Annotated in this window: 26 protein-coding genes; 13 read left to right on the plus strand and 13 right to left on the minus strand. The window is 62.2% G+C overall.

Annotated features, from left to right (window positions below):
• Window positions 1-49: 49 nt before the first annotated feature.
• The 10 genes from puhE (at window position 50) to V3C85_RS06115 (ending at window position 10345) form a co-directional block, all read left to right on the plus strand.
• Window positions 50-871 carry a putative photosynthetic complex assembly protein PuhE gene (gene puhE, locus V3C85_RS06070; RefSeq protein WP_331794199.1) on the plus strand — a complete coding sequence of 274 codons (822 nt, stop codon included), beginning with the start codon at window positions 50-52 and terminating at the stop codon, window positions 869-871.
• Window positions 872-876: 5 nt separating this feature from the next.
• Window positions 877-2088 (plus strand): 5-aminolevulinate synthase, encoded by a 1212-nt coding sequence (gene hemA / locus V3C85_RS06075; RefSeq protein WP_331794200.1) that lies wholly within the window; start codon window positions 877-879, stop codon window positions 2086-2088.
• Window positions 2089-2150: 62 nt separating this feature from the next.
• Window positions 2151-2606 carry a c-type cytochrome gene (locus V3C85_RS06080; RefSeq protein WP_331794201.1) on the plus strand — a complete coding sequence of 152 codons (456 nt, stop codon included), beginning with the start codon at window positions 2151-2153 and terminating at the stop codon, window positions 2604-2606.
• Window positions 2607-2861: 255 nt separating this feature from the next.
• Window positions 2862-4451, plus strand: coding sequence for an ABC transporter substrate-binding protein (locus tag V3C85_RS06085; RefSeq protein WP_331794202.1), 1590 nt, complete (start codon window positions 2862-2864; stop codon window positions 4449-4451).
• Between the two features lie 59 nt (window positions 4452-4510).
• On the plus strand, window positions 4511-5575 hold the full coding sequence (locus V3C85_RS06090; protein ID WP_445941985.1) for an ABC transporter permease: 1065 nt from the start codon (window positions 4511-4513) through the stop codon (window positions 5573-5575).
• Complete coding sequence (nikC, locus tag V3C85_RS06095; RefSeq protein ID WP_331794204.1) at window positions 5572-6477, plus strand: nickel transporter permease; 906 nt, start codon at window positions 5572-5574, stop codon at window positions 6475-6477. Before V3C85_RS06090 ends, nikC begins: the two co-directional genes overlap by 4 nt.
• Window positions 6474-7307: an ABC transporter ATP-binding protein gene (locus V3C85_RS06100; RefSeq protein WP_331794205.1), complete on the plus strand. Its 834-nt coding sequence runs from the start codon at window positions 6474-6476 to the stop codon at window positions 7305-7307. Before nikC ends, V3C85_RS06100 begins: the two co-directional genes overlap by 4 nt.
• Window positions 7300-8058, plus strand: a complete 759-nt coding sequence (locus tag V3C85_RS06105; RefSeq protein WP_331794206.1) for an ABC transporter ATP-binding protein — start codon at window positions 7300-7302, stop codon at window positions 8056-8058. The genes V3C85_RS06100 and V3C85_RS06105 overlap by 8 nt, the downstream gene beginning before the upstream one ends.
• 96 nt (window positions 8059-8154) lie before the next feature.
• Window positions 8155-9213 (plus strand): dipeptidase, encoded by a 1059-nt coding sequence (locus tag V3C85_RS06110; RefSeq protein WP_331794207.1) that lies wholly within the window; start codon window positions 8155-8157, stop codon window positions 9211-9213.
• 64 nt (window positions 9214-9277) lie between these two features.
• Window positions 9278-10345, plus strand: a complete 1068-nt coding sequence (locus V3C85_RS06115; RefSeq protein ID WP_331794208.1) for a YeeE/YedE family protein — start codon at window positions 9278-9280, stop codon at window positions 10343-10345.
• 89 nt (window positions 10346-10434) lie between these two features.
• On the opposite strand, the gene V3C85_RS06120 is transcribed toward V3C85_RS06115, so the two are convergent.
• The 13 genes from V3C85_RS06120 to V3C85_RS06180 all read right to left on the minus strand — a co-directional run bounded on the left by V3C85_RS06120 (window position 10435) and on the right by V3C85_RS06180 (window position 22231).
• Window positions 10435-11388 (minus strand): MBL fold metallo-hydrolase, encoded by a 954-nt coding sequence (locus V3C85_RS06120; protein ID WP_331794209.1) that lies wholly within the window; start codon window positions 11386-11388, stop codon window positions 10435-10437.
• Window positions 11385-12296: an MBL fold metallo-hydrolase gene (locus V3C85_RS06125; RefSeq protein WP_331794210.1), complete on the minus strand. Its 912-nt coding sequence runs from the start codon at window positions 12294-12296 to the stop codon at window positions 11385-11387. The genes V3C85_RS06120 and V3C85_RS06125 overlap by 4 nt, the downstream gene beginning before the upstream one ends.
• A 63-nt stretch (window positions 12297-12359) precedes the next feature.
• Entirely contained in the window at window positions 12360-13622 is a 1263-nt protein-coding gene (locus V3C85_RS06130; RefSeq protein ID WP_331794211.1) for an NAD(P)/FAD-dependent oxidoreductase, read from the minus strand.
• A 54-nt stretch (window positions 13623-13676) separates the two neighbouring features.
• Window positions 13677-14387, minus strand: a complete 711-nt coding sequence (locus V3C85_RS06135; protein WP_331794212.1) for a c-type cytochrome — start codon at window positions 14385-14387, stop codon at window positions 13677-13679.
• 1 nt (window position 14388) lies between these two features.
• On the minus strand, window positions 14389-15528 hold the full coding sequence (locus V3C85_RS06140; RefSeq protein WP_331794213.1) for a c-type cytochrome: 1140 nt from the start codon (window positions 15526-15528) through the stop codon (window positions 14389-14391).
• The gene (gene soxC / locus V3C85_RS06145; RefSeq protein WP_331794214.1) at window positions 15512-16783 is read right to left on the minus strand and encodes a sulfite dehydrogenase; all 1272 of its coding nucleotides are present in this window, start codon (window positions 16781-16783) and stop codon (window positions 15512-15514) included. The genes V3C85_RS06140 and soxC overlap by 17 nt, the downstream gene beginning before the upstream one ends.
• Window positions 16784-16806: 23 nt before the next feature.
• Window positions 16807-18501, minus strand: a complete 1695-nt coding sequence (gene soxB, locus V3C85_RS06150) for a thiosulfohydrolase SoxB (protein WP_331794215.1) — start codon at window positions 18499-18501, stop codon at window positions 16807-16809.
• Between the two features lie 126 nt (window positions 18502-18627).
• Window positions 18628-19491, minus strand: a complete 864-nt coding sequence (gene soxA / locus V3C85_RS06155; RefSeq protein ID WP_331794216.1) for a sulfur oxidation c-type cytochrome SoxA — start codon at window positions 19489-19491, stop codon at window positions 18628-18630.
• 31 nt (window positions 19492-19522) lie between these two features.
• The gene (soxZ, locus tag V3C85_RS06160; RefSeq protein ID WP_331794217.1) at window positions 19523-19852 is read right to left on the minus strand and encodes a thiosulfate oxidation carrier complex protein SoxZ; all 330 of its coding nucleotides are present in this window, start codon (window positions 19850-19852) and stop codon (window positions 19523-19525) included.
• A gap of 25 nt (window positions 19853-19877) precedes the next feature.
• A complete protein-coding gene (gene soxY / locus V3C85_RS06165; RefSeq protein ID WP_331794218.1) occupies window positions 19878-20297 on the minus strand; it encodes a thiosulfate oxidation carrier protein SoxY in 420 nt (139 codons plus the stop codon).
• Window positions 20298-20325: 28 nt separating this feature from the next.
• The gene (gene soxX, locus V3C85_RS06170) at window positions 20326-20799 is read right to left on the minus strand and encodes a sulfur oxidation c-type cytochrome SoxX (RefSeq protein ID WP_331794219.1); all 474 of its coding nucleotides are present in this window, start codon (window positions 20797-20799) and stop codon (window positions 20326-20328) included.
• Window positions 20800-20918: 119 nt separating this feature from the next.
• On the minus strand, window positions 20919-21476 hold the full coding sequence (locus V3C85_RS06175; protein WP_331794220.1) for a SoxW family protein: 558 nt from the start codon (window positions 21474-21476) through the stop codon (window positions 20919-20921).
• 17 nt (window positions 21477-21493) lie between these two features.
• Window positions 21494-22231 (minus strand): cytochrome c biogenesis CcdA family protein, encoded by a 738-nt coding sequence (locus V3C85_RS06180; protein ID WP_331794221.1) that lies wholly within the window; start codon window positions 22229-22231, stop codon window positions 21494-21496.
• 89 nt (window positions 22232-22320) lie between these two features.
• Between V3C85_RS06180 and V3C85_RS06185 the strand changes: the two genes are divergently transcribed.
• From V3C85_RS06185 to V3C85_RS06195, 3 genes are all read left to right on the plus strand, one after another.
• Window positions 22321-22671, plus strand: coding sequence for a thioredoxin family protein (locus tag V3C85_RS06185; RefSeq protein ID WP_331794222.1), 351 nt, complete (start codon window positions 22321-22323; stop codon window positions 22669-22671).
• 153 nt (window positions 22672-22824) lie between these two features.
• Window positions 22825-23127, plus strand: a complete 303-nt coding sequence (locus tag V3C85_RS06190; RefSeq protein ID WP_331794612.1) for an ArsR/SmtB family transcription factor — start codon at window positions 22825-22827, stop codon at window positions 23125-23127.
• A 42-nt stretch (window positions 23128-23169) separates the two neighbouring features.
• Window positions 23170-24216, plus strand: coding sequence for a YeeE/YedE family protein (locus tag V3C85_RS06195; RefSeq protein ID WP_331794223.1), 1047 nt, complete (start codon window positions 23170-23172; stop codon window positions 24214-24216).
• Window positions 24217-24225: the final 9 nt, after the last annotated feature.

The raw sequence follows: 24225 nt of genomic DNA on the forward strand, positions 1-24225 counted from the left end.
GCGCGTCCTTCGGTTCGGTGCGGCATCCCAAGCAATTGGGGTGCCGCACATGACCAATCCCTGGCTGGCCGTTCTGTCTGCGCTGTTCTTGTGGTGGTTTTCCACCGGGGCCATCCTGTGGCGCGTGCGCCGGGCCGATCAGGGTGGGCCAGATGCGCATATCTGGTCGGTTCTTCTGGGTCTGCCCCTGCTGCTGGGGGGCTTTCTGGGCCTGCACAGCACCAGCACTGACGCCAGTGTCACCGGGGTCTATCTGGCCTTTCTGTCTGCCTTGGCGGTCTGGGGCTGGATCGAACTGGCCTTTCTGTCTGGCCTGATCACCGGGCCTAATCTTGCGCCCTGCCCGGCCGACACGCCCTTGGGCGAACGCTTTGTGCGCGCCACCGGCACGGTGCTGTGGCATGAACTGCTGCTGTTGGCGGCCCTGCTGGTGATCGCCAAGATCACGCTGGGGCAGGCCAATGCCTTTGGCCTTTGGGCCTTTGGCGTGCTGTTCTTTGCCCGCATCTCGGCCAAGCTGAACCTGTTTCTGGGGGTGCCGCGCATCCATACCGAATTTCTGCCCAAGCCGCTGGCGCATCTGGCCAGCCATTTCCGCTTTGCCCCGATGAACGGCCTGTTTCCCCTGTCGATCACCGGGCTGACCTTTGCCTCGGCCTGCTGGCTGGAACGCGCAATTTCGGCCCCCGGCCCGGCCAGCCTGATCGGCCATGTGCTGCTGCTGACGCTGACCCTGCTGGCCCTGCTAGAGCATTGGTTCATGGTTTTGCCGCTGCCCGATGAAAGACTGTGGCGCTGGATGCTGCCAGCCCCCCCGCCCAAACCCGACCCGACCCTGCACAGCGGCCCTGCCCTGCAAGCCAGAAAGTGACTGCCATGGATTTCCAAACCTTTTTCGAAGACCGCCTGACCGCCCTGAAGTCCGAAGGGAATTACCGTGTCTTCGCCGATCTGGAACGCCGCTGTGGCACCTTTCCGCAAGCCGGGCGCCATAAGGCGGGCGCGGTGCAGGATGTGACCGTGTGGTGCAGCAATGATTATCTGGGCATGGGCCAGCACCCTGCCGTTGTCGCCGCCATGATCGACACGGTGCAAAGCTGCGGCACCGGGGCGGGCGGCACACGCAATATCGGCGGCAACACCGTGCACCATCTTCGGCTGGAACGTGAACTGGCCAGTCTGCACGGCAAGGAAGCCGCCTTGCTGTTCACCTCGGGCTATGTGTCGAACTGGGCTGCCCTGTCCACCCTTGGGTCCAAGATCCCGAATGCAGTGATCCTGTCCGATGAAATGAACCACGCCAGCATGATCGAAGGCATCCGCCACAGCCGCGCCGACAAGGTGGTGTGGAGGCATAACGATTGGCGCGATCTTGACCGCAAGCTGCATGCCGTGGGCGACCGGCCCAAGATCGTGGCCTTTGAATCGGTCTATTCGATGGATGGCGACATCGCCCCGATCCGCGAGATTGTCGAGGTCTGCAAGGCGCATGGCGCGCTGTCTTATATCGACGAGGTGCATGCCGTGGGCATGTATGGCGATCACGGCGGCGGCGTGACCGAGGCCTTGGGGCTGGCCGACCGCATTGACCTGATCGAAGGCACCTTGGGCAAGGCCTTTGGTGTGGTGGGGGGCTATATCACCGGCACCACTGCGATGGTCGATTTCATCCGCTCTTTCTCCAGCGGGTTCATCTTTACCACCGCCCTGCCGCCTGCCGTGGCTGCCGCCGCCACCGCCTCGATCGGGCACCTGCGGCAGTCGGGCGCCGAACGGGCTGCCCAGCGGGCCAATGTGGCGCGGGTGCGCGCGCGGCTGGACAAGGCCGGCATCCCGCATCTGGCCAATGACAGCCACATCATTCCCGTCATGATCGGCGATCCGGTGAAATGCCGGATGATCAGCGACATCCTGCTGGAGGACTGGAACATCTATGTCCAGCCCATCAACTACCCCACCGTGCCCAAAGGCACCGAGCGGTTGCGCATCACCCCCGGCCCGCTGCACAGCGAGGCTGATATCGACCGGTTGGTCAACGCCCTGTCTGCCCTGTGGCACAGATGCGCTTTGGCCCATGCAGTCGCATGACAGTGATTTGACTTTCTGTCTTGGCAAGACAAATGACTACCACACCAGAAAGGGAGGTTTCTATGAACCTGAAACTCGTGATTGCCGCCGTGCTGACCGCCTTTGTCGCCTTTCCTGCCCTTGCCCAAGACGCCACCGCCGCAGCCCCCACCGGGGATGCCGAAGCCGGCGCCAAGGTCTTTGCCAAATGCCAGACCTGCCATGTTGTCGCCAATGACGCTGGCGAAACCCTGGCCGGCAAGAATGCCAAAACCGGCCCCAACCTTTATGGTCTGGCTGGCCGCGCGGCAGGCACCTACCCCGAGTTCAAATATGGCGAGTCGATCGTTGCTCTGGGCGCAACCGGCTTTGTCTGGGATGAAGCCAGCTTTGTCGAATATGTGGCCGACCCGGCGAAATTCCTGAAAGCCAAGCTGGATGACAAGGGCGCCAAGTCGAAAATGAGCTTCAAGCTGGGCAAGGAAGAAGACGCCAAGAACGTCTGGGCCTTCCTTGTATCATTGGACCCGCAGACCTGATCCGGCCCAACTGCACCCACGGTCAGCGCACCGCGTGCAGATGAAACTGATCCAAGGCCACCCCGTATTCCGCCGGGTGGCCTTTGTTTTGGTCAAGCCTTTGTTTCTGAACTGCCTTTTCTTTTGGCGATCTGCCCTGCTGGCCCACCACAAAGGGCGGACTTGACCAAATGATCAAGTTTTCGCTTTCCAAGCCCCGCAACTGCGCTAAGCTGCCCGGAAAAACAGCAAACCAACCGGGAGCTTACCATGAAGATGACCCACGGACTGACCTCGGCGGCACTGGCCGCCTTGCTAAGCTGCACCGCCCCAGCCGCGCTGTTTGCCGAAACCCCGGCAGATACGTTGGTTGTGGCAGATGCGATTGATGACATCGTTTCGATCGACCCGCATGAAGCCTTTGAATTTTCGGGCGTTGATCTGAACAACAACCTTTACGACACGCTGGTCGAGCTTGACCCGACCAAAGAGGGCGAACTGGTGCCCGGCCTTGCCGAAAGCTGGTCGGTTGACGATGACGGCGTGACCTATCGCTTCAAGATTCGCCCCGGCGTGACGTTTTCCAGCGGCAATCCTGTAACGGCCGAAGATGCCGCAGGATCGCTGCGCCGCGTGGTCAAGCTGAACAAGACCCCGGCCTTTATCCTGACCCAGTTCGGCTTTACCCCCGAAAACGTCGATCAGCTGATCACCGTCGAAGGCGATACGATGGTGTTGAAGACCGACAAGCCCTATGCGCCGACCTTTGTGTATAACTGCCTGACTGCCGGTGTTGCCAATATCGTCGACATGACCACCGTCATGGCGAATGAAGTCAACGGCGACATGGGCAACGAATGGCTTAAGGCCAATTCCGCCGGCACCGGCGCCTATGTGCTGAAATCCTACAAGCCGAACGAAGGCTATATCCTTGAGGCGCGGGCTGGCCATTGGCGCGGGGATGCGCTGATCAAGAACGTGTTCATGCGCCACATTCCAGAACCCGCCACCCAGCGCCTGTTGCTGGAAAAAGGCGATATCGACATTGCCCGCGGCCTGACGCCGACTGATGTCGAAGGTCTGGCAGGCAATGCTGATGTGCGCATTCAAGATGATGTCGGCGGGCAGCTTTACTATCTGGCGATGAACCAGAAAAAGCCCGAACTGGCCAACCCCAAGGTGCTAGAGGCCATGCGGTGGGCCGTCGATTATCAGGGCATGGCCGACACCATCCTGAAAGGCCAGTGGGGCGTGCATCAGGCCTTCTTGCCCAAAGGCTTTCTGGGGGCGCTGACCGACACGCCCTACAGCCTTGATGTGGAAAAGGCCAAGGCGTTGCTGGCAGAATCGGGTGTGACCCTGCCGCTTGAGGTCAGCCTGACGGTGCGCAACGATCAGGAACGGATGGATATTGCCCAGTCGGTGCAAAACACCTTTGGCCAGATCGGCATCAACCTGACGTTGGATGTGGGCGACGGGTCAACCGTGCTGGGCAAATATCGCGCCCGCCAGCATGATATCACCCTGCAAACCTGGGGCCCGGATTACCCCGATCCGCATACCAATGCCTCGACCTTTGCGATGAACCCCGACAACAGCGACGAAGCAGGGGCCACCGGCTTTCTTGCATGGCGCACGGCATGGGATCCGGCCGAACTGGGCCCGATGACCGAGGCCGCGGTGGTTGAAAAAGACGGCGAAAAGCGCAAGGCGATGTATGAGGAAATTCAGCGCAAGCATCGCGACACCTCGGCCTTTGTGCTGATGTTCCAACAGCAAAGCCAGACCGGCCTGCGCAATGCCGTGCAGAACTTCTACACCGGTGGCGCGACCGACTCGGTCGTGTATTGGCTGGTCACGAAGTAAGGCCCAGCCGCCGCGCCAGGGGACACACCCTTGGCGCGGCGGCGCGCAATTTGCCCCGGATGCCCCCCGTGCCCCAAGCCCCCGCCACCGCGCACAGCCGCGTCCTTTTGCGTCAGATCGCAGGGGGGCTGGTCACGCTTGCCATCACCCTGTTGGGCCTGTTGCTGGTCACCTTTTTCATTGGCCGCGTGGTGCCGATCGACCCGGTGCTGTCGATCGTCGGTGAACGCGCCACCGCCGCCCAATACGAGGCCGCGCGTCAGGCGCTTGGGCTGGACGAACCGCTGTGGAAGCAGTTTGCCATCTATGTCTTCGATGCGATGCAGGGCGATCTGGGCACCTCTATCCGCACCGGCGCACCCATCGCGGGCGAAATCGCGCGGTATTTCCCGGCCACACTGGAACTGGCCACCCTTGGCACGATCATCGGTGTTCTGGTCGGCGTGCCCGCAGGCGTTCTGGCCGCCACCCGCCCCGGCAGCATCGCCGATCAGATCGTGCGGCTGGTCGGGCTGATGGGCTATTCCATGCCGGTGTTCTGGTTGGGGCTGATCGGCCTTTTGGTGTTCTACGGCCATCTGGGCTGGGTCGGCGGCCCCGGACGGCTGGACCCGGTCTATGAGATGATGCTGGAATTCTCGATGACGCAATATACCGGGGCCATCCTGATCGACACCGCCCTGAATGGCGCGTGGGATGTGTTTGCCAATGCCCTGTCGCATATCATCCTGCCGGCGGGCCTGCTGGGCTATGTCTCGATGGCCTATATCAGCCGCATGACCCGCAGTTTCATGATGAATGAACTGGGGCAGGAATATATCACCACCGCCCGCGTCAAGGGCATGCCGGAATGGCGGGTGATCTGGGTGCATGCGATGAAAAACGTGGCGGTGCCGCTGATCACGGTCATTGCCCTGTCTTATGCCTATCTGCTGGAAGGATCGGTCCTGACCGAGACGATCTTTGCCTGGCCCGGACTGGGCAGTTATATCACCGATGCCCTGTTCACCGCCGATATGCCCGCCGTGCTGGGGGGCACCATTGTGGTGGGGGTGGTCTTTGTGACCCTGAACATGCTGTCCGACATCCTTTACCGTCTGGTCGATCCAAGGGCCCGCACATGACCACGCTGACCCAATGGCTGACCAACCCCAACCCAACCTCTCGCCGTCAGGCCCGGCTGGGCCAGATGTGGCTGGCATGGCTGCGCCTGCGCCGCAACCCGCTGGCGATGACGGGGCTGACGATCATCACCGTTCTTCTGGCCATGGCCGCCTTTGCACCAATATTTGCGACCCATGACCCGATCACGCAAAACCTGTCGCAACGCCTGCTGCCCCCCGGCAGCCCCGGCCATTGGCTGGGCACCGACGATTTCGGCCGCGATATCTGGAGCAGGATCGTCTACGGCTCTCGCATCACCTTGTATATCGTGGCGCTTGTCGCGCTGACGGCCCCGGCCCTTGGCCTGCTGATCGGCACGGTGGCTGGCTATTTTGGCGGCTGGGTCGATACCGTGCTGATGCGGCTGACCGATATCTTTCTGGCCTTCCCCCGGCTGATCCTGGCGCTTGCCTTGGTGGCCGTGCTTGGCCCCGGCATCTTCAACGCCGTGCTGGCCATCGCGCTGACCGCCTGGCCCCCCTATGCCCGCGTCGCCCGCGCCGAAACGCTGACGGTGCGCAATTCCGACTATATCGCCGCCGTCCGCCTGCAAGGCGCCGGTGCCGGCCGGATCATCTGGGGACATGTGATGCCCATGTGCCTGCCTTCGGTCATCATCCGCGTCACGCTGGATATGGCGGGCGTGATCCTGATCGCGGCGGGCCTTGGCTTTCTGGGCCTTGGCGCGCAACCGCCGCTGCCCGAATGGGGGCTGATGATCAGCTCGGGCCGCAAGTTCCTGTTTGAACAATGGTGGGTCGCCACCATGCCGGGCCTTGCCATCTTCATCGTCTCGCTGGGCTTTAACCTGTTGGGCGACGGATTGCGCGATGTGCTTGACCCGCGGAGTGCAACGCGATGACCCTTTTGACCGTTGAAAACCTGCGCGTCACCTTTGAAACCGAGACAGGCCCGGTGCAGGCCGTGCGCGGTGTTTCGTTCAGCCTTGATCGTGAACGCCTTGGCATTGTCGGCGAAAGCGGATCGGGCAAGACCATGACTGGCCGTGCCGTGCTGCGGCTGATCCGACCGCCCGGCCATATCGCCGCCGACCGGATGCAGTTTGACGGCCAGAACCTGCTGACCGCCAGTGAAAAAGACATGCGCGCCCTGCGCGGGCGTCGCATCGCCATGGTCATGCAAGACCCGAAATATTCGCTGAATCCGGTGATGCGGGTGGGCGATCAACTGACCGAAGGCCTGCGCCAGCGTGACCGCCTTGGTGCCGCCGAGGCCCGGCGCAAAGCCATCGCGGCGCTGAACGCCGTTCAGATCCGCGACCCCGAGCGCGTGATGGAGGCCTATCCGCATGAGCTTTCGGGCGGCATGGGCCAGCGCGTGATGATCGCCATGATGCTGATCCCCGAACCTGATCTCTTGATCGCGGATGAACCCACCAGTGCGCTGGATGTCACCGTTCAGGCCGAGGTGCTGTCGATCCTTGACAGCCTTGTGCGCGAACGCGGCATGGGGCTGATCTTCATCAGCCACGATCTGCGCCTTGTCGCGCGCTTTTGTGACCGGGTTCTGGTGATGTATAAGGGCCGGGTGGTCGAGGAACTGGCCGCCCGCGACCTGATGGCCGCCAAACACCCCTATACGCAGGGCCTGTTGAACTGCCTGCCCCGCATCGGCGGCAACCGCCAGCCGCTGCCGGGGCTGGATCGCACAGGGGATTGGGCACATGACTGATCTGATCGAGATCGAAAACCTGTCTGTCACCTTTGATGCCAAAGGCCGCAAGGTCCGCGCTGTCGAAGAGGTCAGCCTGACCGTGCGCGCCCACGAAAGCTATGGACTTGTGGGCGAAAGCGGATCGGGCAAATCCACCATCCTGCGCGCGATCTGCGGCCTGGCCCCCGTGTCGGGCGGCACCATCCGCATCGGGGGGCAGGTGCTGCCCACACCGCGCGGCCGCGCCTTTTCGGCCCGTGTGCAAATGGTGTTCCAAGACCCCTATGCCAGCCTGCATCCCCGCCACACCATTGACCGCACCCTGTCCGAACCCCTGGCCATCCACGGCCAGACCGGATCTGACGCCCGCGTCATGCGCGCGCTTGAAGATGTCGGCCTGCCCACCAGCTTTCGCTTCCGCTATCCGCACCAACTCTCTGGTGGCCAGCGGCAGCGCGTGGCCATTGCCCGCGCCCTGATGCTCGAACCCGAAATCCTGCTGCTAGACGAACCGACCTCGGCCCTTGACGCATCGGTGCAGGCCGAGGTGCTGAACCTGCTGACCCGCCTGCGTGAAGACCGTGGCCTGACCTTTCTGATGGTCAGCCATGACCTTGCCGTGATCGACCATATGTGTGACCGCATCCTTGTCATGCAACATGGCCGCGCCGTAGAAGAACTGGCGCGCGCCGATCTTGCCTCGGCCAGCATGAAAACCGACTATGCCCGCAGCCTCTTTGATGCCTCCGCCGACAGGATGCTGGCATGACGCCCCTTCCCCCCTTCATCTGTTTCTAAATATCCCGGGGTCCGGGGCAGAGCCCCGGCGGCCGGCACACAGCACCACAACCGGATCACAGCACCCATGACCCCCATTTTCGACGGCCATAACGACATCCTCTTGCGCCTGCGTCTTGCCCCGGAAAAGCGCGACGAGATCTGGCTGACCGGCGAAGGCAAGGGCCATCTGGATCTGCCCCGGATGCAGGCGGGTGGGTTTGTGGGCGGGTTCTTCGCGATCTATCTGCCATCGCCCGTCGCACATGACTCGGCCAGCTATATGGCGGCGATGGAAACCCCGCCCTACAGCCTGCCCTTGCCTGATCTGATCACCGCCCAAGACGGCCTTGCCGATGCCTTCGCCGAGGCCAGCTTGCTTTTGTGGATGGAGCGCGCCGCGAACGGGGCCTTCAAGCTCTGCCGCACGGCGGCCGAGGTGCGGGCCTGCATCGCCCAAGGCGTGATTGCCGGCATCATGCATATGGAAGGCGCCGAAGCCATTGATGAAGGGCTGGACAGCCTGCATGCCTTTCATGCCATGGGCCTGCGCTCGCTTGGCCCGGTCTGGAGCCGCCCGACCATCTTCGGCCATGGCGTGCCCTTTGCCTATCCCGCCTCGCCCGATACCGGGCCGGGGCTGACGGATGCGGGCAAACGGCTGGTGCGCGAATGCAACCGGCTGAAGATCATGATTGACCTCAGCCATATGAACGAGGCCGGGTTCAACGATGTGGCGGCCTTGTCTGACGCGCCGCTGGTCGCCACCCATTCCAACGCCCATGCGCTTTGCCCTTCGTCGCGCAACCTGACCGACCGTCAGTTGGACATGATCCGCGACAGCGGCGGCATGGTGGGGCTGAATTATGCGGTCGGCTTTCTGAATGCCGATGGCCGCAAGACCACCGATTGCGGCTGGCAGCCGATGCTGCGCCATCTTGACTATCTGATCGACCGGCTGGGCGAAGATCATGTCGGCCTTGGCTCGGACTTTGACGGGGCCGAGATCCCGGATGTCTTGGGTGATGTGGCGGGCCTGCCGCGACTGGTCGCGGCGATGCAGGCCCATGGCTATGATCAGCCCCTGATCGCCAAGATCTGCCACGAAAACTGGCTGGCCACCCTTGATCGCAGCTGGGGCGGCTGACCCAGATCAAGGCACGCGCGGCGATCCTGCCCTATTGTCGCTGGCAATATGGGAGGACGCACGCATGGATCTGACAGGTCTGCTGGAATACCTTGACGAAGCCCCGCTGGCGGCGCTGTTCGGTTTGTTGACCGGGGCCGTCTTCGGCGTGGCGGCCCAACGGTCTTCGTTCTGTCTGCGGGCCGCGGCGGTTGAGTTCGCGCGGGGCAGTCTTGGGCCCAAGGTGGCGGTCTGGCTGCTGACCTTTTCAACGGCAGTGATCTGGGTGCAGGGCGCGCAGATGCTGGGCCTGTTCCGCGCAGGCGATGCGCGGATGATGGCAGTCACCGGATCGTGGTCTGGCGCGGTCATCGGGGGGCTGATGTTCGGCGTGGGCATGGTGCTGGCGCGGGGCTGCTCGGGGCGGCTTTTGGTGCTGGCGGCAACGGGGAACCTGCGCTCGCTGGTGTCGGGGCTGATCTTTGCCGTGGTCGCGCAGATGGCGCTGCATGGTTGGCTGGCACCAGTGCGGCAGTATCTGGCGGGGCTGTGGGTCACGCCGGGGGGGCAGAATGTCGATCTGCTGGCCGCGCTGTCCTTGCCGTCTCAGGCGGGCATCGTGATCGGCCTGATCTTTGCCGCCCTCGCCTTCGCGCTGTCGGCGCGGCATCAGATTGGCTGGACGAAACTTGTCTTTGCCTCGGGTGTCGGATTTGCCGTGGCCTTGGGATGGGTGTTGACCTTCCAGCTCAGCCTCGTGGCCTTTGAGCCGGTCAGCGTGACCTCGGCCACCTTTTCGGGGCCCTCGGCCAGCACGCTGATGTTCGTGCTGACAGAAAATCCGGTGCTTGATTTCGATATCGGGCTGGTGCCGGGGGTGGTGATCGGGGCGTTTGCGGCCTCTGTTTTGCGGCGCGAGTTTCAGTTTCAGGGCTTTGATGGCGAGAGCCAGATGCGGCGGTCGATGTTCGGGGCTGTCTTGATGGGCTTTGGGGCGATGCTGGCGGGGGGCTGTGCGATCGGGGCCGGGGTGACGGGCGGGTCGATCTTTGTGGGCACGGCCTGGTTGGCCCTGTTTTGCATGTGGGTCGGGGCGGCCGTGGCGGATGCCTTGATCGACCAGCGGGCAGCAGGGCAAGCGGCGGCGGTATAAGCCGCCCCTGTCTCTGGCAGAGACAGGGCGCCCGCCCAACAAAACCATGGCTTTGGGCGCGCGGAATAACCGCGCGTTAAGCTTTGGGCCTATTCAAACTCCATCTCGGCAAAGACGACACCGGCGTTCTTGGTTGCCAGTTCCTCGAATGTGTCAAGATGCGCCCAGTTTGACTGATCGACGTAATAGGCCCCAGCCAGATCGCCGCCTTCGTCGATATGCGCCCCGATCTTGGCCCGCAGATCGGCCACATAATCGCGGGTATAGCGTGTGACCTGCGCCAGATTGGTCGGGTGGCCATGGCCGGGGATCACATAGGTGGGATTCAGCGGCGCAAAGGCCGTTTCCCATGTCTCGATCCAGCAGCTTGTGCAGGTGCCTTCAAAAATCGGGGGCATCCGTTCGTGAAAGGCGATGTCGCCCGCGATCATCATCGACCATTCGGGAATCCAGACCTGGGTATCACCGGGGCTGTGGGCGGGGCCAAGGTGCAGAACCTCGACCGTCAGCCCCCCCATTTCGACCACCTTTCTGTCGGTAAAGGTTTCGGTCGGCGTGACCAGATCGGTGCCTTCGGCATTTTCGCGGGCATAGGCGCGCAACGCGATCAGGGAATTGTCGCCAGTCTGTTCAAATTCTGCCGCCGCATCGACATGGGCAAGGATCGGCACGCCCTGCGCCGCCCAATAGCTGTTGCCCAGCATCGAATGGCCCTGCCCGTTTTCATTGACGATCAGCTTGACCGGCTGATCTGTCACGGCTCGAATCTCGGCATGCAGCGCCTCGGCCAGTTTCCAGCTGGCCCCGCCATTGACAACGATCACCCCATCGCCGGTGACGATGAACGAGAGATTGTTGTTATGGCCCGCATTTTCATAGGTGGGCGGCGCGGTGGCCCCGATGGCCGAAAACACATGCGGGATCACCTCGACCGGTTTGGAATACAGCACCGATTGCGGGTATTGGTCAGGAATATCCTCGGACGCATGGGCCGGCAGGAGAAAGGCGGGGCTGGCGAGCAGCGCAAGGGCAAGCGTTTTCATGTTTCGATGAACCTGTAGCCGGTGTCCGATTTCTCGGCGCGGCCGATGCCGCCACCGGGCAAGTGATAGCCGATCAGCGCGATCTGTTCGGCGGCCAGACGATCCAACAGGCTGACACGGGTGGCGGCGGCCATATCCTTGTCTTGATCCGAGCCAGAGGCCCAGTCGGGCCGTTCAAAGGCCACATGGTGATTGCCGATGCTGTCGCCCACCACCATCACCGACTCGGAGCCCGAGCGGATTTCATAGGCCATATGCCCCGGTGTGTGGCCCGGCGTCAGATGGGCCGCGACGCCCGGCAAAACCTCGGCCCCGTCGGCGATGAATTCGATCTGTTCGGCAATCGCCTGAAGCCTGCGCTGTGCGCCCACGGCAAAGGTTGTGCGCGCCTCGCCGATGGTGTTCACCGTGTCGGGGTCCATCCAGTAGTCAAACTCGGCCTGCCCGATCATATAGGCGGCATTGGCGAACATCGGTTCGTCAAATTCATCCAGAAGGCCCCAGATATGATCAGGATGGGCATGGGTGAACAGAACATGGGTCACGTCATCGGGGGACAGGCCAAGGGCATCAAAGGCGTCAAGCAACTTGCCGGCCGATGGTTGAAAATCGGGGCCGGCGCCCACGTCGAACAGCACCGTGTTGGTGCCATCGCGCAAAAGCGTGACATTGCACGGCGGGGTCAATTGATCGGTGGGCAAGCCGTATTTGGCCACGATGGCCTGCATTTCCTGTTGCGGCATACCGCCAAGGATAAAGTCGCCGGGCAGCGTCAGCGTGCCATCTGACAGGGTGTCAATCTGGGTGCTGCCCATGGTGACACTGGCCCCGGCCCAAAGGCGGCGGGGCAACAACGGGCTGGCAAGGGCTGCGGTGGCGGTGGTCAGGATCTGGCGTCGGGTCAGCATGGCGGGCCTGTCTTGCAAAAGGGCGGCGGGCCCCCGAAAACCGGGCGCCCGCCGGGGGAAGGGTCAGCCGAACATGTCGGCGGTGATGCCGGCATACCAGCCCAGCGATTCCTCATAGGTGGCTTTGCGCAGGGCGGCATCTTCGCCCGTGGCGCTGACAAAGCTTTCGACGCTGGCGATCTTTTCGGGCGTGGGTTCATAGCTGGCGCCAACCTTGACGCCATCGTCGGGCGCGATCAGCGACCAGCAGGTGTTGGAATATTTGGCCGGGAACACCTTGGAGCCGGTCAATTCACCGCGAATGGCCATGGCCGCGACCTTGGCCTGACTGTTGGCCGAGAAGCCGGATTTCGGCATATCGCCCTGTGAGCTGGAATCGCCCAGAACGAAGATGTTTTCATCCAGTTTCGACTTCATGCTGTCGGGATGAACCGGGGCCCAGCCTGTGTCATCTGTCACCCCGGCGGTGGCGGCGATCTGGCCTGCGATCTGGCCGGGGATGACGTTGCAGCAATCAACCTTGGTCACTTCGCCGTCGATCACCACTTCCATCGTGGCCGGCCGCACCTCGGCCTTGTCGCCGCCGAAATCGGGGCCGACGCGTTCGATCATGGTGCCGTAATGCTTTTGCCAGCCTTCCTCGAACAAGGCCTGTTTGGAGTATTTGTCCTTGGGGTCCACCAGCAGGATCTTGGCCGTGGGGTTCATTTGCGTCAGCATATGGGCGATCATGCTGATCCGCTCATAGGGGCCGGGCGGGCAGCGATAGGGGTTGGGCGGTGCGATCATGGCAAAGGTGCCGCCTTGGGGCATCGCCTCGACCTGGGCTTTCAGAAGTTGGGTCTGGGGACCGGCCTTATAGGCATGGGGCATAATCTCCATATCGGCCAGCGACCAGCCGGGGACCGAGCCTTCCTTGAAGTCGATGCCGGGAGACAGCACCAGACGGTCATAGGCCAGCACCTGCCCGCCTGCGGTGGTGACGGTGCGGGCGGTCGTGTCGATGCCGGTGGCCATGTCGGTGACAACGCTGATGCCCATATCCGAAAGTTTGGCATAGCCATGTTGCAGGCTTTCAAAGTCGCGAAAGCCCCCGAGGTAGAGGTTGGAGAAAAAGCAGGTGGTGTAGATCGGGTTCATCTCGACCAATGTGATGTCAAGCGCCTGGCCCGCATCCTTGGCCAGATAGCGCGCCACAGTGGCGCCGCCTGCCCCGCCGCCGATGATGACGACGCGGGGTTTGGTCTGGCCCAGCAGCATGGGGGCCTGAAGGATCACCCCGGTGGCAAGCGTGGTTGAAATGAATGTGCGTCTGGTCAATGTCATGGCCATTCCTCCCTGAATTGGCGATGGGTGGGGCGGTTTGGCCGCCCTCTGGTCTTAGTCGATCGTCTCGAAATAGGCGGCAAGGGCGGCGATTTCGTCATCGGACAGGCGGCCCGCCATCATCTGCATCACCGGATGCGGGCGCAGTTTGCGTTTGTAGGCATGCATGGCGACGACGAAATCTTCGGCGGGCCAGTTGGTGATCGAGGGGATGCCCTGATCGGTGCCGTCGCGCTGATGGCAGGTGGTGCATTCGGATGAAAGGTAGGCACCATATTCGGGGTCGCCCTGAATGGCCAGGATCGCCGAGTCAAGATCGTGGTCGGTCTTGCGCGCGGTGGGTTCGGCCTCGGGGATGTCGCGCGGCTTGTCGGAATAGCTGCGCAGATAGGCCATCAGATCGGCGCGGGCCTGATCATCCTTCAGGCCGCGATAGTTCATCCGGGTGCCCGAGATCAGCGCCTTGGGATTTTCGATATAGGCGTCAAGGGTTTCCAGCGTCCAGGTCAGACCGTCGGCCCCCATGCGGGCCATGGATTTGGAATAGGTGAACCCGTCCACCGACCCGGCACGGCGACCGAACAGCCCGGTCAGGCGGGGGCCGACGCGGTTTTCGGCCTCGGGGCCGATGCGGTGGCAGGCGTAGCATTGCTTTTGAAACAGGTCAGCGCCGCGCTGGGCGTCGCCAATGGCCTCGGCCGCTGCCAGACCCGGTCCGGCAGCGATGAGGGCCAGCGTGGATGCGATCACACGCCAGCCCGTCATGTCACTCTCCAAAACTTGCCAGATAGGCAATCACGGCGGTGCGGTCTTCCTCGCTTTTCAGACCTGCGAACGACATCTTGGTGCCTTTCATAAAGCCGCGCGGATTTTCAAGGAAGGCATGCAGATTGGCGTCATCCCACACCAGCCCCCCAGCCGCCATGTCGGTCAGCACCTTGGAGTATTTGAACCCGTCGATGCTGCCCGCAGCCCGGCCCACGATGCCATTCATCATCGGGCCAACCGCGTTCTTGGCGCCTTCACCCACCTTGTGACAGGCGGCGCATTTCTTGAACACCTTTTCGCCCGCAGCAATCAGCGCAGGGTCGGCGGCCGCCAGTTCGGCGGCAGGTTCCGCAGCCGCGGCCTCGGCTGCCGGTTCTGCCACAGGTTCTGCCACAGGTTCTGCAACAGTTTCTGCGGCTGCCGTTTCGGTTGCGCCAGCCTCGGCCGGGGCTTCGGCTGATGCCTGGAACAGCGGCGGGATGGTGCCGGCAGGCTTGCCGTCGGCATCCTTGGGCGTCACGTTCAGCTCGATCGCGCGCTTGGTCACCTGAACCGGGCCGTCGATGCAATTCGACATGCAGGCCGCCGCACTGAACAGCGGATATTCGGTTTCGGCGCGGTCATCGGGGTAAAAGCCATCGACATTCGGCATGGTGATTTCGGTGAAATTGTCTTTCGACAACACGAAATCATCCTCAACCAGCCCGTTGGAATAGAGCAGGAAGGCCGCAATGGCATAGGCCTCGTCATTCGAGATGGTCTGCGCGCTGCCAAAGGGCATCGAGCGGTGCACATAATCGAAAACGGTTGAAAGATATGGCCAGTAGCTGCCGATGGTTTTCACCGGGCGCATGTCGCGCAGGGTGCCCTGCCCGCCCGCCAGCACAGGCCAGCTGTCCAGGCCTTCGGCAAAATCGCCATGGCACGAGGCGCAGGCGTCGGCGAACACCTCTTCGCCGGTCAGCACATCGCCCGACCCTTCGGGCAGGCCGGTGCCATCGGGCAGCACGGCCACATCCCAGGCCTCAATCTCTTCGGGCAGGGCCTCGCGGCCCAGACCCAGTTGTTCGGCCATGGCCGGGGCGGCCAGCACCGAGGCCAGCGCGGATGCGAGCAGCAGATTACGCGATTTCGACATTTTCGACCTCCCCATCGGCGTGAACCCACCAAGTCTGGATGCCGTTGTTGTGATAGACGTTGTTGTTGCCACGGATGGCCCGCAGCGCATCCTTGGTCGGCTGGACATAGCCGGTTTCATCGGTGGCGCGGGATTGCAGATACATCTCCTCGCCGTTCCAATCGATATCAAGGTGGAAGCGCGTCAGCGCCTTGGGCTTGGCATCGCCGGAAATCCGCGCCGGGGTCCAGTTGCGCCCGCCATCCAGCGAGACATCAACCTGGGTGATGCGGCCATTGCCCGACCATGCAAGGCCGGTGATGACCAGCGGGCCCTTGCCATGGTGAATCGGCACCTGCGGGCTGGGTGAGGTGATCACCGATTTGGCATCCATCACCCATGTCCATTTGCGGGCGCGGCCATCGGGCATCAGATCGGTGTATTTCGAGGTTTCCTCGCGGCTTTCCACCGCCTGGTCATAGACCCCGATGCGGCGGACCCATTTGACCCACATATTGCCCTCAAAGCCCGGCACGACCAGACGCACGGGGTAACCATGCTCTTTGCGCAGGGCCTCGCCATTGGCGTAAAAGGCCACCATGACATCATCCAGCGCCTTTTCCATCGGGATCGAGCGGCCATTCGACGAGGCATCGGCGCCTTCGACGTAAACCCATTTCCCCTCGGGCTGGACACCAGCCTCGGCCAGCAGGTCGCGCAGCATGACGCCGGTATATTCCATGTTGTGGATCATACCTTGGGTGAACTGGCAGCCTTCCAGCTGTGCGCCGCCCCATTCCATGCCGCCATTGGCCGCACATTCGCAGAAGGCGGTGGTCACATGGCGCGGAAAGCGCGTCAGGTCTTCGTAGGTAAAGACCAGCGGCTTATCGACCAGACCGTTGATCATCAGCCGGTAATCGGCTTTCGACAGCTCAATGGCGCCCGAATGGTGGCGTTCAAACGCGCAGCCCTGCGGGGTGATCGTGCCTTCCAGCGCGTGGATCGGCGTAAAGTTGATCGACGAGGCGGTGCTTTCGGTCAGCCATTCGACATTGCGGCGCACCACATGGTTTTCAAATTCGATGGGCATGCCGTAAGGCGTGGCATCGACCGCATCGCCGAATTCCGAGGCCCAAGGCTGAACTTCGGTGATCAGCGGATCGGGCGTTTGGGCGCGAGCGGCGGTGGCGGCCAGCATTCCGGCCCCTGCGGCGGCAGTGCCCCGCAGGAAAGCGCGGCGCGAATGGCCTTCTTTGACGGGTTCGTCGGTCATTTGGCGAACTCTCCTTGAGGTTATCAGATACCGGTCACTTTGACCGAATTGGTCGGGTCAACCTTCACGGTGCCCTGTTTCTTGATGTAACTTTCCACCACATCCCAGATTTGCGGGCCTTCGGTGCCTTCGTTGACCGAAGCCCAGCCTGCGACGGTGTAGGTTTTGGCCGCATCAATCGCCTCGCCCGTATCGACCAATGTCATCTCGGTGATGCGCTGGCCGATGGGTTTGGTCACATCAATGGCAAAGCCAAGGCCACCAAGGCGCACCATATCGCCGCCCTGCTGGTAATAGGGATCGGGGTTGAACAGGTTGTCAGCCACGTCTTCCAGAATGGTGTGGATGAATTCGCCTGTCATTTCCGTGCGATAGCACTGGCCGTAGGTCATCGAGGTGACGTTGTGGATGTCTTCGCGGGTGATCGCATCGCCCGGCATCAGGCTGGCGCCCCAGCGCACGCCCGGTGACATGGCGATCTGGGCATCGCGTTCGCTGCGGATGGCGTCGCAGATCAGGTCATCCCAGGTGCCCTGGAAATTGCCACGACGATACAGCAGCGATTCCGTGGTGCCGATTTTCTCTTCCAGCTGGTCCTTGAACGGCGCGCGTTCGGCGTCGATCAGGCTGGCCATATCGGCATCGGGGGTAATCACATCCGAGAAGATCGGGATCAGCTTGTGGCGGAAGCCCATCATCCGGCCATCGCGCACGTCAAGGTCAACCCGGCTGATGAACTTGCCGTGGCTGCCCGAGGCGATCAGGATGGTTTCGCCCACCAGCACCGGTTCGGGCACGGCGTCATGGGTGTGGCCGGTCAGGATCACGTCGATGCCCTTGACGCGGGACACCATCTTGCGGTCCACGTCAAAGCCGTTGTGCGACAGGCAGACCACCAGCTCGGCCCCTGCGGCGCGGACTTCATCCACCATTTCCTGCATGCGCTCTTCGCGGATGCCAAAGGAATATTCGGGGAACATCCAGCGCGGGTTGGCGATGGGCATATAGGGGAAGGCCTGGCCGATGACGGCAATCTTGATGCCGCCGCGTTCAAAGAACTGATAGGGTTCAAAGGCCGGCTCATCCCATTCGGCATCAAAGATATTCGCGCCGAGGAAGGGGAAATTCAGTTGCGTTTCAACGATTTCCTTGACGCGCTCGGTGCCATAGGTCCATTCCCAATGGCTGGTCATCGCCTCGACGCCCAGGGCATTCATCACATTGACCACATCCTGCCCCTTCGTCAGGAAGCTGGTCATCGACCCGTGCCAAGTGTCGCCGCCATCCAGCAGCAAAGCTTCGGGCCGGGCGGCGCGGATGGATTTGACGACGGTGGCCACCCGGTCCATGCCGCCCATCTTGCCATAGGTTTTGCCCAGCGACACAAAGTCTTCGTAGGTCAGCGCATAGGCATCGGGGGATTGCGGCGTCAGGTTGAACATCTTGATGAAGTCCTGCCCCACGACATGCGGCGGAACCCCCTTGGCCTCGCCCACACCGATGTTCCATTCGGGCTCGCGGAACCAGATCGGTTTCAACTGGGCATGGATATCGGTGATGTGGATCAGCGTGACATTGCCGAAATCATCAAACTGCAACAACTGGTCCTGGGTCAGCGCCTGTTGCGCGGCCAGTTTCGACCAGTTGCCAAAGCCTGAAACCCCATAGATCGCCGATGCGGCCACCGAGGCTTGCAGGAATTCGCGCCTGCTGATCATTCCGATACTCCTTGGTCTTCGGCAATGCAAAGCCAGTCGCGGAAATCCGCGTCAGGCCGACCGCCCATGGTAAGAAAAGTGACAAACGAATAGCGGTCGCCGCCAGTGGGGCGGCGACCGGTAAGATCAGTGACGGACGCCGACGCCTTCGATGGTCAGGCCGTTGCCGCGCGAGGCGACGTAAAGTTCAAGCGCCTTGAACTCATCCGAGCCTGCCTTGAAGGTTTCAGCCCGCGTGTCGCGGACACAGCCGACAAAACGCTGCTGCGCCGACACAAGACCTGCATCCTTGAGACGATAGACCGGGAAGCCCGAAAGCTGGCCCTGCGACAGGTGGTCTGCGCGGATGTAATTGCCATAATTGTCTTCGTGGCAATTGGCGCAAGACATCTCAAGCTGGCCATAGCGGGTGTAGTAGATCTCTTTGCCCTTGGCATAGTAATCCGCCGCAGGCCCGTCGATCGCCACATTCTGAACCTCGCCGCGCGATTGCATCGAGATCAGCGCCAGCATGTTCTTCATGTCATTCGAGGTCACACCCCAGGCTTCCTGACCCATACGCTCGGTCACGCAGCCGTTGATGTAATCTTCCATGATCATCAGCTTGCCGGTGGTGGCATCAACCCGCGGCAGCACCGCGCGCAGACCCGCCATCGACTCGGGGCCCTGATGGCACCCGGCGCAAGATTCGCCGTTTGACCCGAAGGCCTCGTTCCACTTGTCGGTGGCGACATCGACAAAGATCATGCCCGGATTGTCGAAATCATCCTTTTGCATGGCCCGCGTGTCGTCGTCGCGGAACAGCCAGCCCGAATAGATCTCGGTCAAGGCCCCGTCCAGATGGGCGGGGGCGGCGGCTGTGGTGGTCAGGGTGATTTCGCCATCATCGGTGGTGACCGTCAGCGTGTCTTCGGCCGGGTTGGCATAGGCCGCGCCCGCAAGGGCAAGGCCAAGGGCCGTGGCGGCCATGGTTTTCGTGATGCGTTGCATTCTGTCTCCTCCCTCGAGTTTCATGCCCCGCTCAGGCGATTTCGATCGGCTTGGAATCTTCGTAAACCGAGCCGTCGTCATCATACCAGGTGAACTTGAATTCACCGGCGGCATCTACCTTAGCGTCGAATTCGAAATAGGGGTTGGTCGAGATTGCGGGATCAAGCGCCACATCAATCACGTTCACACCGTTCAGATCGCAGGTGAAGCGGTTGATGATCGACCGCGGGATGATCTTGCCATCCTTGTCCTTGCGCTGACCGGATTCCATCTGGTGGCTGATCAGGGCCTTGATCGTGATCGATTCGCCGGCAGCAGCCGACTTCGGAACTTTCACGCGGGGTTTTGCGTCATTTGCCATTGTCGTATCTCCTGTTGCCTGTGGATCAGCCGCCGCAGCCGCCGATGGTGACCTTGACGGTGGTCGAGGCCTGAACGACCGACCCATCGGCCATCTTGGCGAGGGCGATCACATCCTGGGTGGTGGCCAGACGGATGCGGGTGGCGGCCATCTGGCTGCCTGCGGCCGGGCCGAAGTTGAAGGTGCAGACGGCCGGCGTCGGGTTGCCCGCGGCCAGCAGCATGATCGACACGGCACCGGGGGCGCTGACCGACACCGGAACGGTGTTGCCGTTTTCAGCGATTTCCGGCGCGGTCAGGGTGATCCCTTCGCTGCCCGGCGTGGCCCCACCGGTAAAGGTGGCCGACAGTTCTTCGACCGTCGCGGCGAACAGCGGGTTGGCAAGGGTGGCTGCGGCAATGCCGCCAAGCCCGGCCCAGAGGGCGTCTCTTCTGGAAAGTTTCATCGTCATCTCCTTGATCTCTTTGGGCCCATCACTCTTTGAGAGTGACAAGATAGGCCACGACATCTTCGATCTGCTGCGCCGTCAGCACCGGCGGCAGGTTTTCAGGGGCGGCCTTGCCGGTATAGGCATCACCGGGGCGGACAAAGCCGTCGGTCTTGTAAAAGGCCGGCATGAAGGTGCCTTCGAAGGTCATCTTTGCATTGGCCACAAGGCCGCGCAGTTGCGCTTCGTCGTAGCGGTCGGCCACACCGTCGAGCGGCGGGGCGATGTCGCCCTGAAACGGCACTTCGGGCATGGCGCCGATGGCGTGGCAGGCCACGCAGTTGCCCAAGGCATTCGTCGTCATGATCTTGGCGCCCGACGCGGCATCGCCCGGCGCACCGCTCAGCGACTCGGCCACTGCGCCTTCGACATAGACCACATCCGAGGGGGCCGTTTCACTGAATGCCGGCGTAACGGCGGCACAGGCCAATACCGAAGCCAGCCATAGGTGACGTGTCATTGCGATCCTCCCAAATCACTCCCTTTGGCAAACGATAACCCCGGCATGCCGCTGTACGCAATAGAAATATATGTATCCGTGAATATTCCTATACCTACAGTTTTTTCAAAGGCTTATGGTCAATTGTTCGCGTTCATGCGGCTGGCCAGATACTTTTGAAAGTGCTCGCCATTCTCATATCCGTGGTCACGAACCCAGGTCAAAAGCGCCTCGGTCGTGCCTTTGCCAAAGGCGCCCGGCATCATCGCAACCGCCGATTCTGCGGCCGTTTTGCCCGCGTCCACCTGCTCGGGCAAAAAGATCATGGTGGGGGTGAACATCACCCCCCAGCGGGTGGCCATTTCCTTTTCAGGCAGCACCGTGCCGTCGAAATCGGTCACTTCGACATCGCCGAAAAGGTTGATCTGCACCACGAAATAATGGTCGCGGATCAGTTGGTCGATGGCCGGATCGGGATACACCTCCTCGTGCATCTTGGTGCAATAGATGCAGCCGCGCTGTTCGACCATGATCAGCAGGCGCTTGCCCTCGGCATTGGCCTCGGCCAGATCCTCGCTCAGATCCTTGAAGGTTTCGCGCAGCCACTCGGGCTTGTGCAGGCCATCGTCGCCCAGTTGGGCCGCCTGCAACGGCAGGGCCAGCAACAGGGCGGCGGCGAAGGTGCGGATATGGAACATGACGTGACCCTCCCAAGTCATTTCAATGTGGCAGACCAGTCGAAATTGCGAATCATCCAATCGGCGATGATGTTGACGGAGTTGGTGGCGATCAACAGACCAAAGACGATCAGCATCACCCCCATCGCCTTTTCCACATGCCCCATCAGGGCGCGGTGGCGGGCGACCCAGCCCAAAAACGGGCCCGCGAAAAAGGCGGCAACGACAAAGGGCAAGGTCATTCCAAGGCCATAGACCAGCAAAAGCAGCCCGCCGCGCCACAACTCTCCCATGCCGCTGGCCACCATCAGAATCGCAGCCAAGGCAGGGCCAACGCAGGGCGTCCAGCCAAAACCGAAGGCCAGCCCCATGACATAGGCGCCCAGCAGGGTCGTGGGCTTCGACTCGGTCTGCACCCGTGCCTCGCGGTAGAACAGCCCGATCTTCAGCACCCCCAGGAAATGCAGGCCAAACAGGATAAGAACCCCGCCCGCCACCCAAGACAGCGTATCGCGCCATTGCAGGAACACCCGGCCCAGCGCCGTGGCCCCCATGCCCAAAAGCACAAAGATGGTGGTCACGCCCAGCGCAAAGGCCAGCGCCTGCACGATCAACCGCCGCTGTGCGCCCGGGGCCACGGCCCCGCCCTCGCGCAATTCCTTGACCGACAGGCCCGCCATATACGACAGGTAGAACGGCACCATCGGCAGGATGCAGGGCGACAAGAACGACAGCAGGCCCGCCAGCAGCGCGCCGCCAAAACTGATTTCCAGCATGAACCCCCTCCAGGGCGGACCGGCACAAATGCTTGCCGCTACGCTTCAATTATATTAGCATATTTCAATCTATCCATAAGGCTGTCAACATGGCTCGTCTCGCCCTTGCCCTGCTTACCGTTCTGGCGACTGCAAGCGCGGCCTTGGCCGAAGTGCAATTGCTGATGTTTGAACAGGCAGGCTGCATCTATTGCGCCCGCTGGCACGAAGAGGTGGGGCCGGAATATCCGCTGACTGACGAAGGCAAGGCCGCCCCGTTGCGCCCGCTGCAATTGCGTGCGCCCCTGCCCGACGATCTGACCATCGTCAGCCCGCCGATCTTTACCCCAACCTTTGTTCTGGTGCAGGACGGCCAAGAAAAAGGCCGGATCGAGGGCTATCCGGGCGAAGACTTCTTCTGGCCGTTGTTGGCAAATCTGCTAAAGACGCTGGAGGACTAGGCACAAGGGGCCAAGATGACCGACGGAACGCTCCCGCTACCATGGTTTCGCTTGTCGTCCGAAGGCAGGTCTTTCACAACTGATGCGCGCGCAAAGGGCGGGGATGATCGCTTGGCCGATGGGGTATCAGCACATGACGGTGACAGCGCCCCCGTGGGCCTGCCTGCGCTTGTGACCCATGCCAATGACGCTGCCACCTTTCTCAAGGCGCTGGGGCATGATGGCCGCCTGACCATTCTGTGCCATTTGCTGTCTGGCCCCAAAAGCGTGACCGAGCTGGAAAACCTGCTGTCGGCCCGGCAGGCCGTGGTCAGCCAGCAGCTTGCCCGCCTGCGGCTGGAAGGCATTGTCAGTGCCCGCCGCGAGGGCCAGGCCATCTTCTATTCAATCCTTGACCCGAAAGTGGTTGAAGTCTTGTCCGTTCTGTCGAAACTGTTTTGCAAGCCGACGGAATGATCGGCACCCCACCTGCGGGGGACAAGCAAAAAGGGGACTGCAATGGAGGAGCTGCCATATGGCCTGCTGGCGGCCTTGATTGGCCTGGTCGGCGGCATCGTGCTGGGGTTGGCTGCGCGTCTGGGCGAGTTTTGCACCTTGGGCGCGCTTGAATCTGCGATCTATGGCCAAGACCAAAAGCGGCTGCGGCTGTGGGGCATTGTGCTGGGGGTGGCCATTCTGGGCACCCAATTCGGGGCGCTGGGGGGCTGGGTCGATCTGTCGGCCAGCTTTTACCACGCACTGGCCTGGAGCCCGATGGCATCCATCTTTGGTGGGCTGATCTTTGGCTATGGCATGGCCTTGGCGGGCAATTGCGGCTTTGGTGCGCTGGTGCGCTTTGGGGGGGGCGACCTGCGGTCGCTGGTTGTGGTGGTGGTGATGGGCATTTTCGGCTTTGTCGCCCTGTCTGGCCCGCTGGCCCCGCTGCGCGTGGCGCTGTTCCCCCAGCCCGAGGCCACGGAGCCACAGGGCATTTTGCCCGACCTTATGGGCCTGACCGGCCTGCCTGCCCAAGTGCTGATTCTGGCCTTGGCGGCCATCGCCTTTGGCTGGGCGCTGTCTTACGGCCCCCTGCGCGCCCGGCGCGACATGATCGCCTGGGGCGTGGCGGCGGGGCTGGCCGTGGTCTGGTGCTTTGTCGGCACCACTTGGGTTTATGAACAAAGTTTCGGGGAAATCGGGGTCGAGGGGCCATCGTTCACCGCCCCCGTGGGCCGCACGCTGATCTTTTTGATGACGTCAACGGCCGGGGGCATCACCTTTTCGGTGGGGGCCGTGGTGGGCGTGATGGCCGGGGCCCTGCTGGGATCAACCATTCGCGGCCTGTTCCGCTGGGAGGCCTGCGAAGACCCGCGCGAGTTGGGCCGCCAGGTGGGCGGGGCCGCGCTGATGGGGATTGGCGGCGTGATCGCCATGGGCTGTTCGGTCGGCCAAGGTGTGACCGGCTTTGCCACGCTGGCCTGGTCGGGCCCAGTGACTCTGGCGGCGATTGGGCTGGGGGCCTATGTCGGGTTGCGGCAGTTGATCAGCGGCTTTCAGCCGGAATAGGCCGCCGGA

It is taken from the genome of Pseudotabrizicola sp. L79 (assembly GCF_036553525.1).
Lineage (GTDB): Bacteria > Pseudomonadota > Alphaproteobacteria > Rhodobacterales > Rhodobacteraceae > Pseudotabrizicola.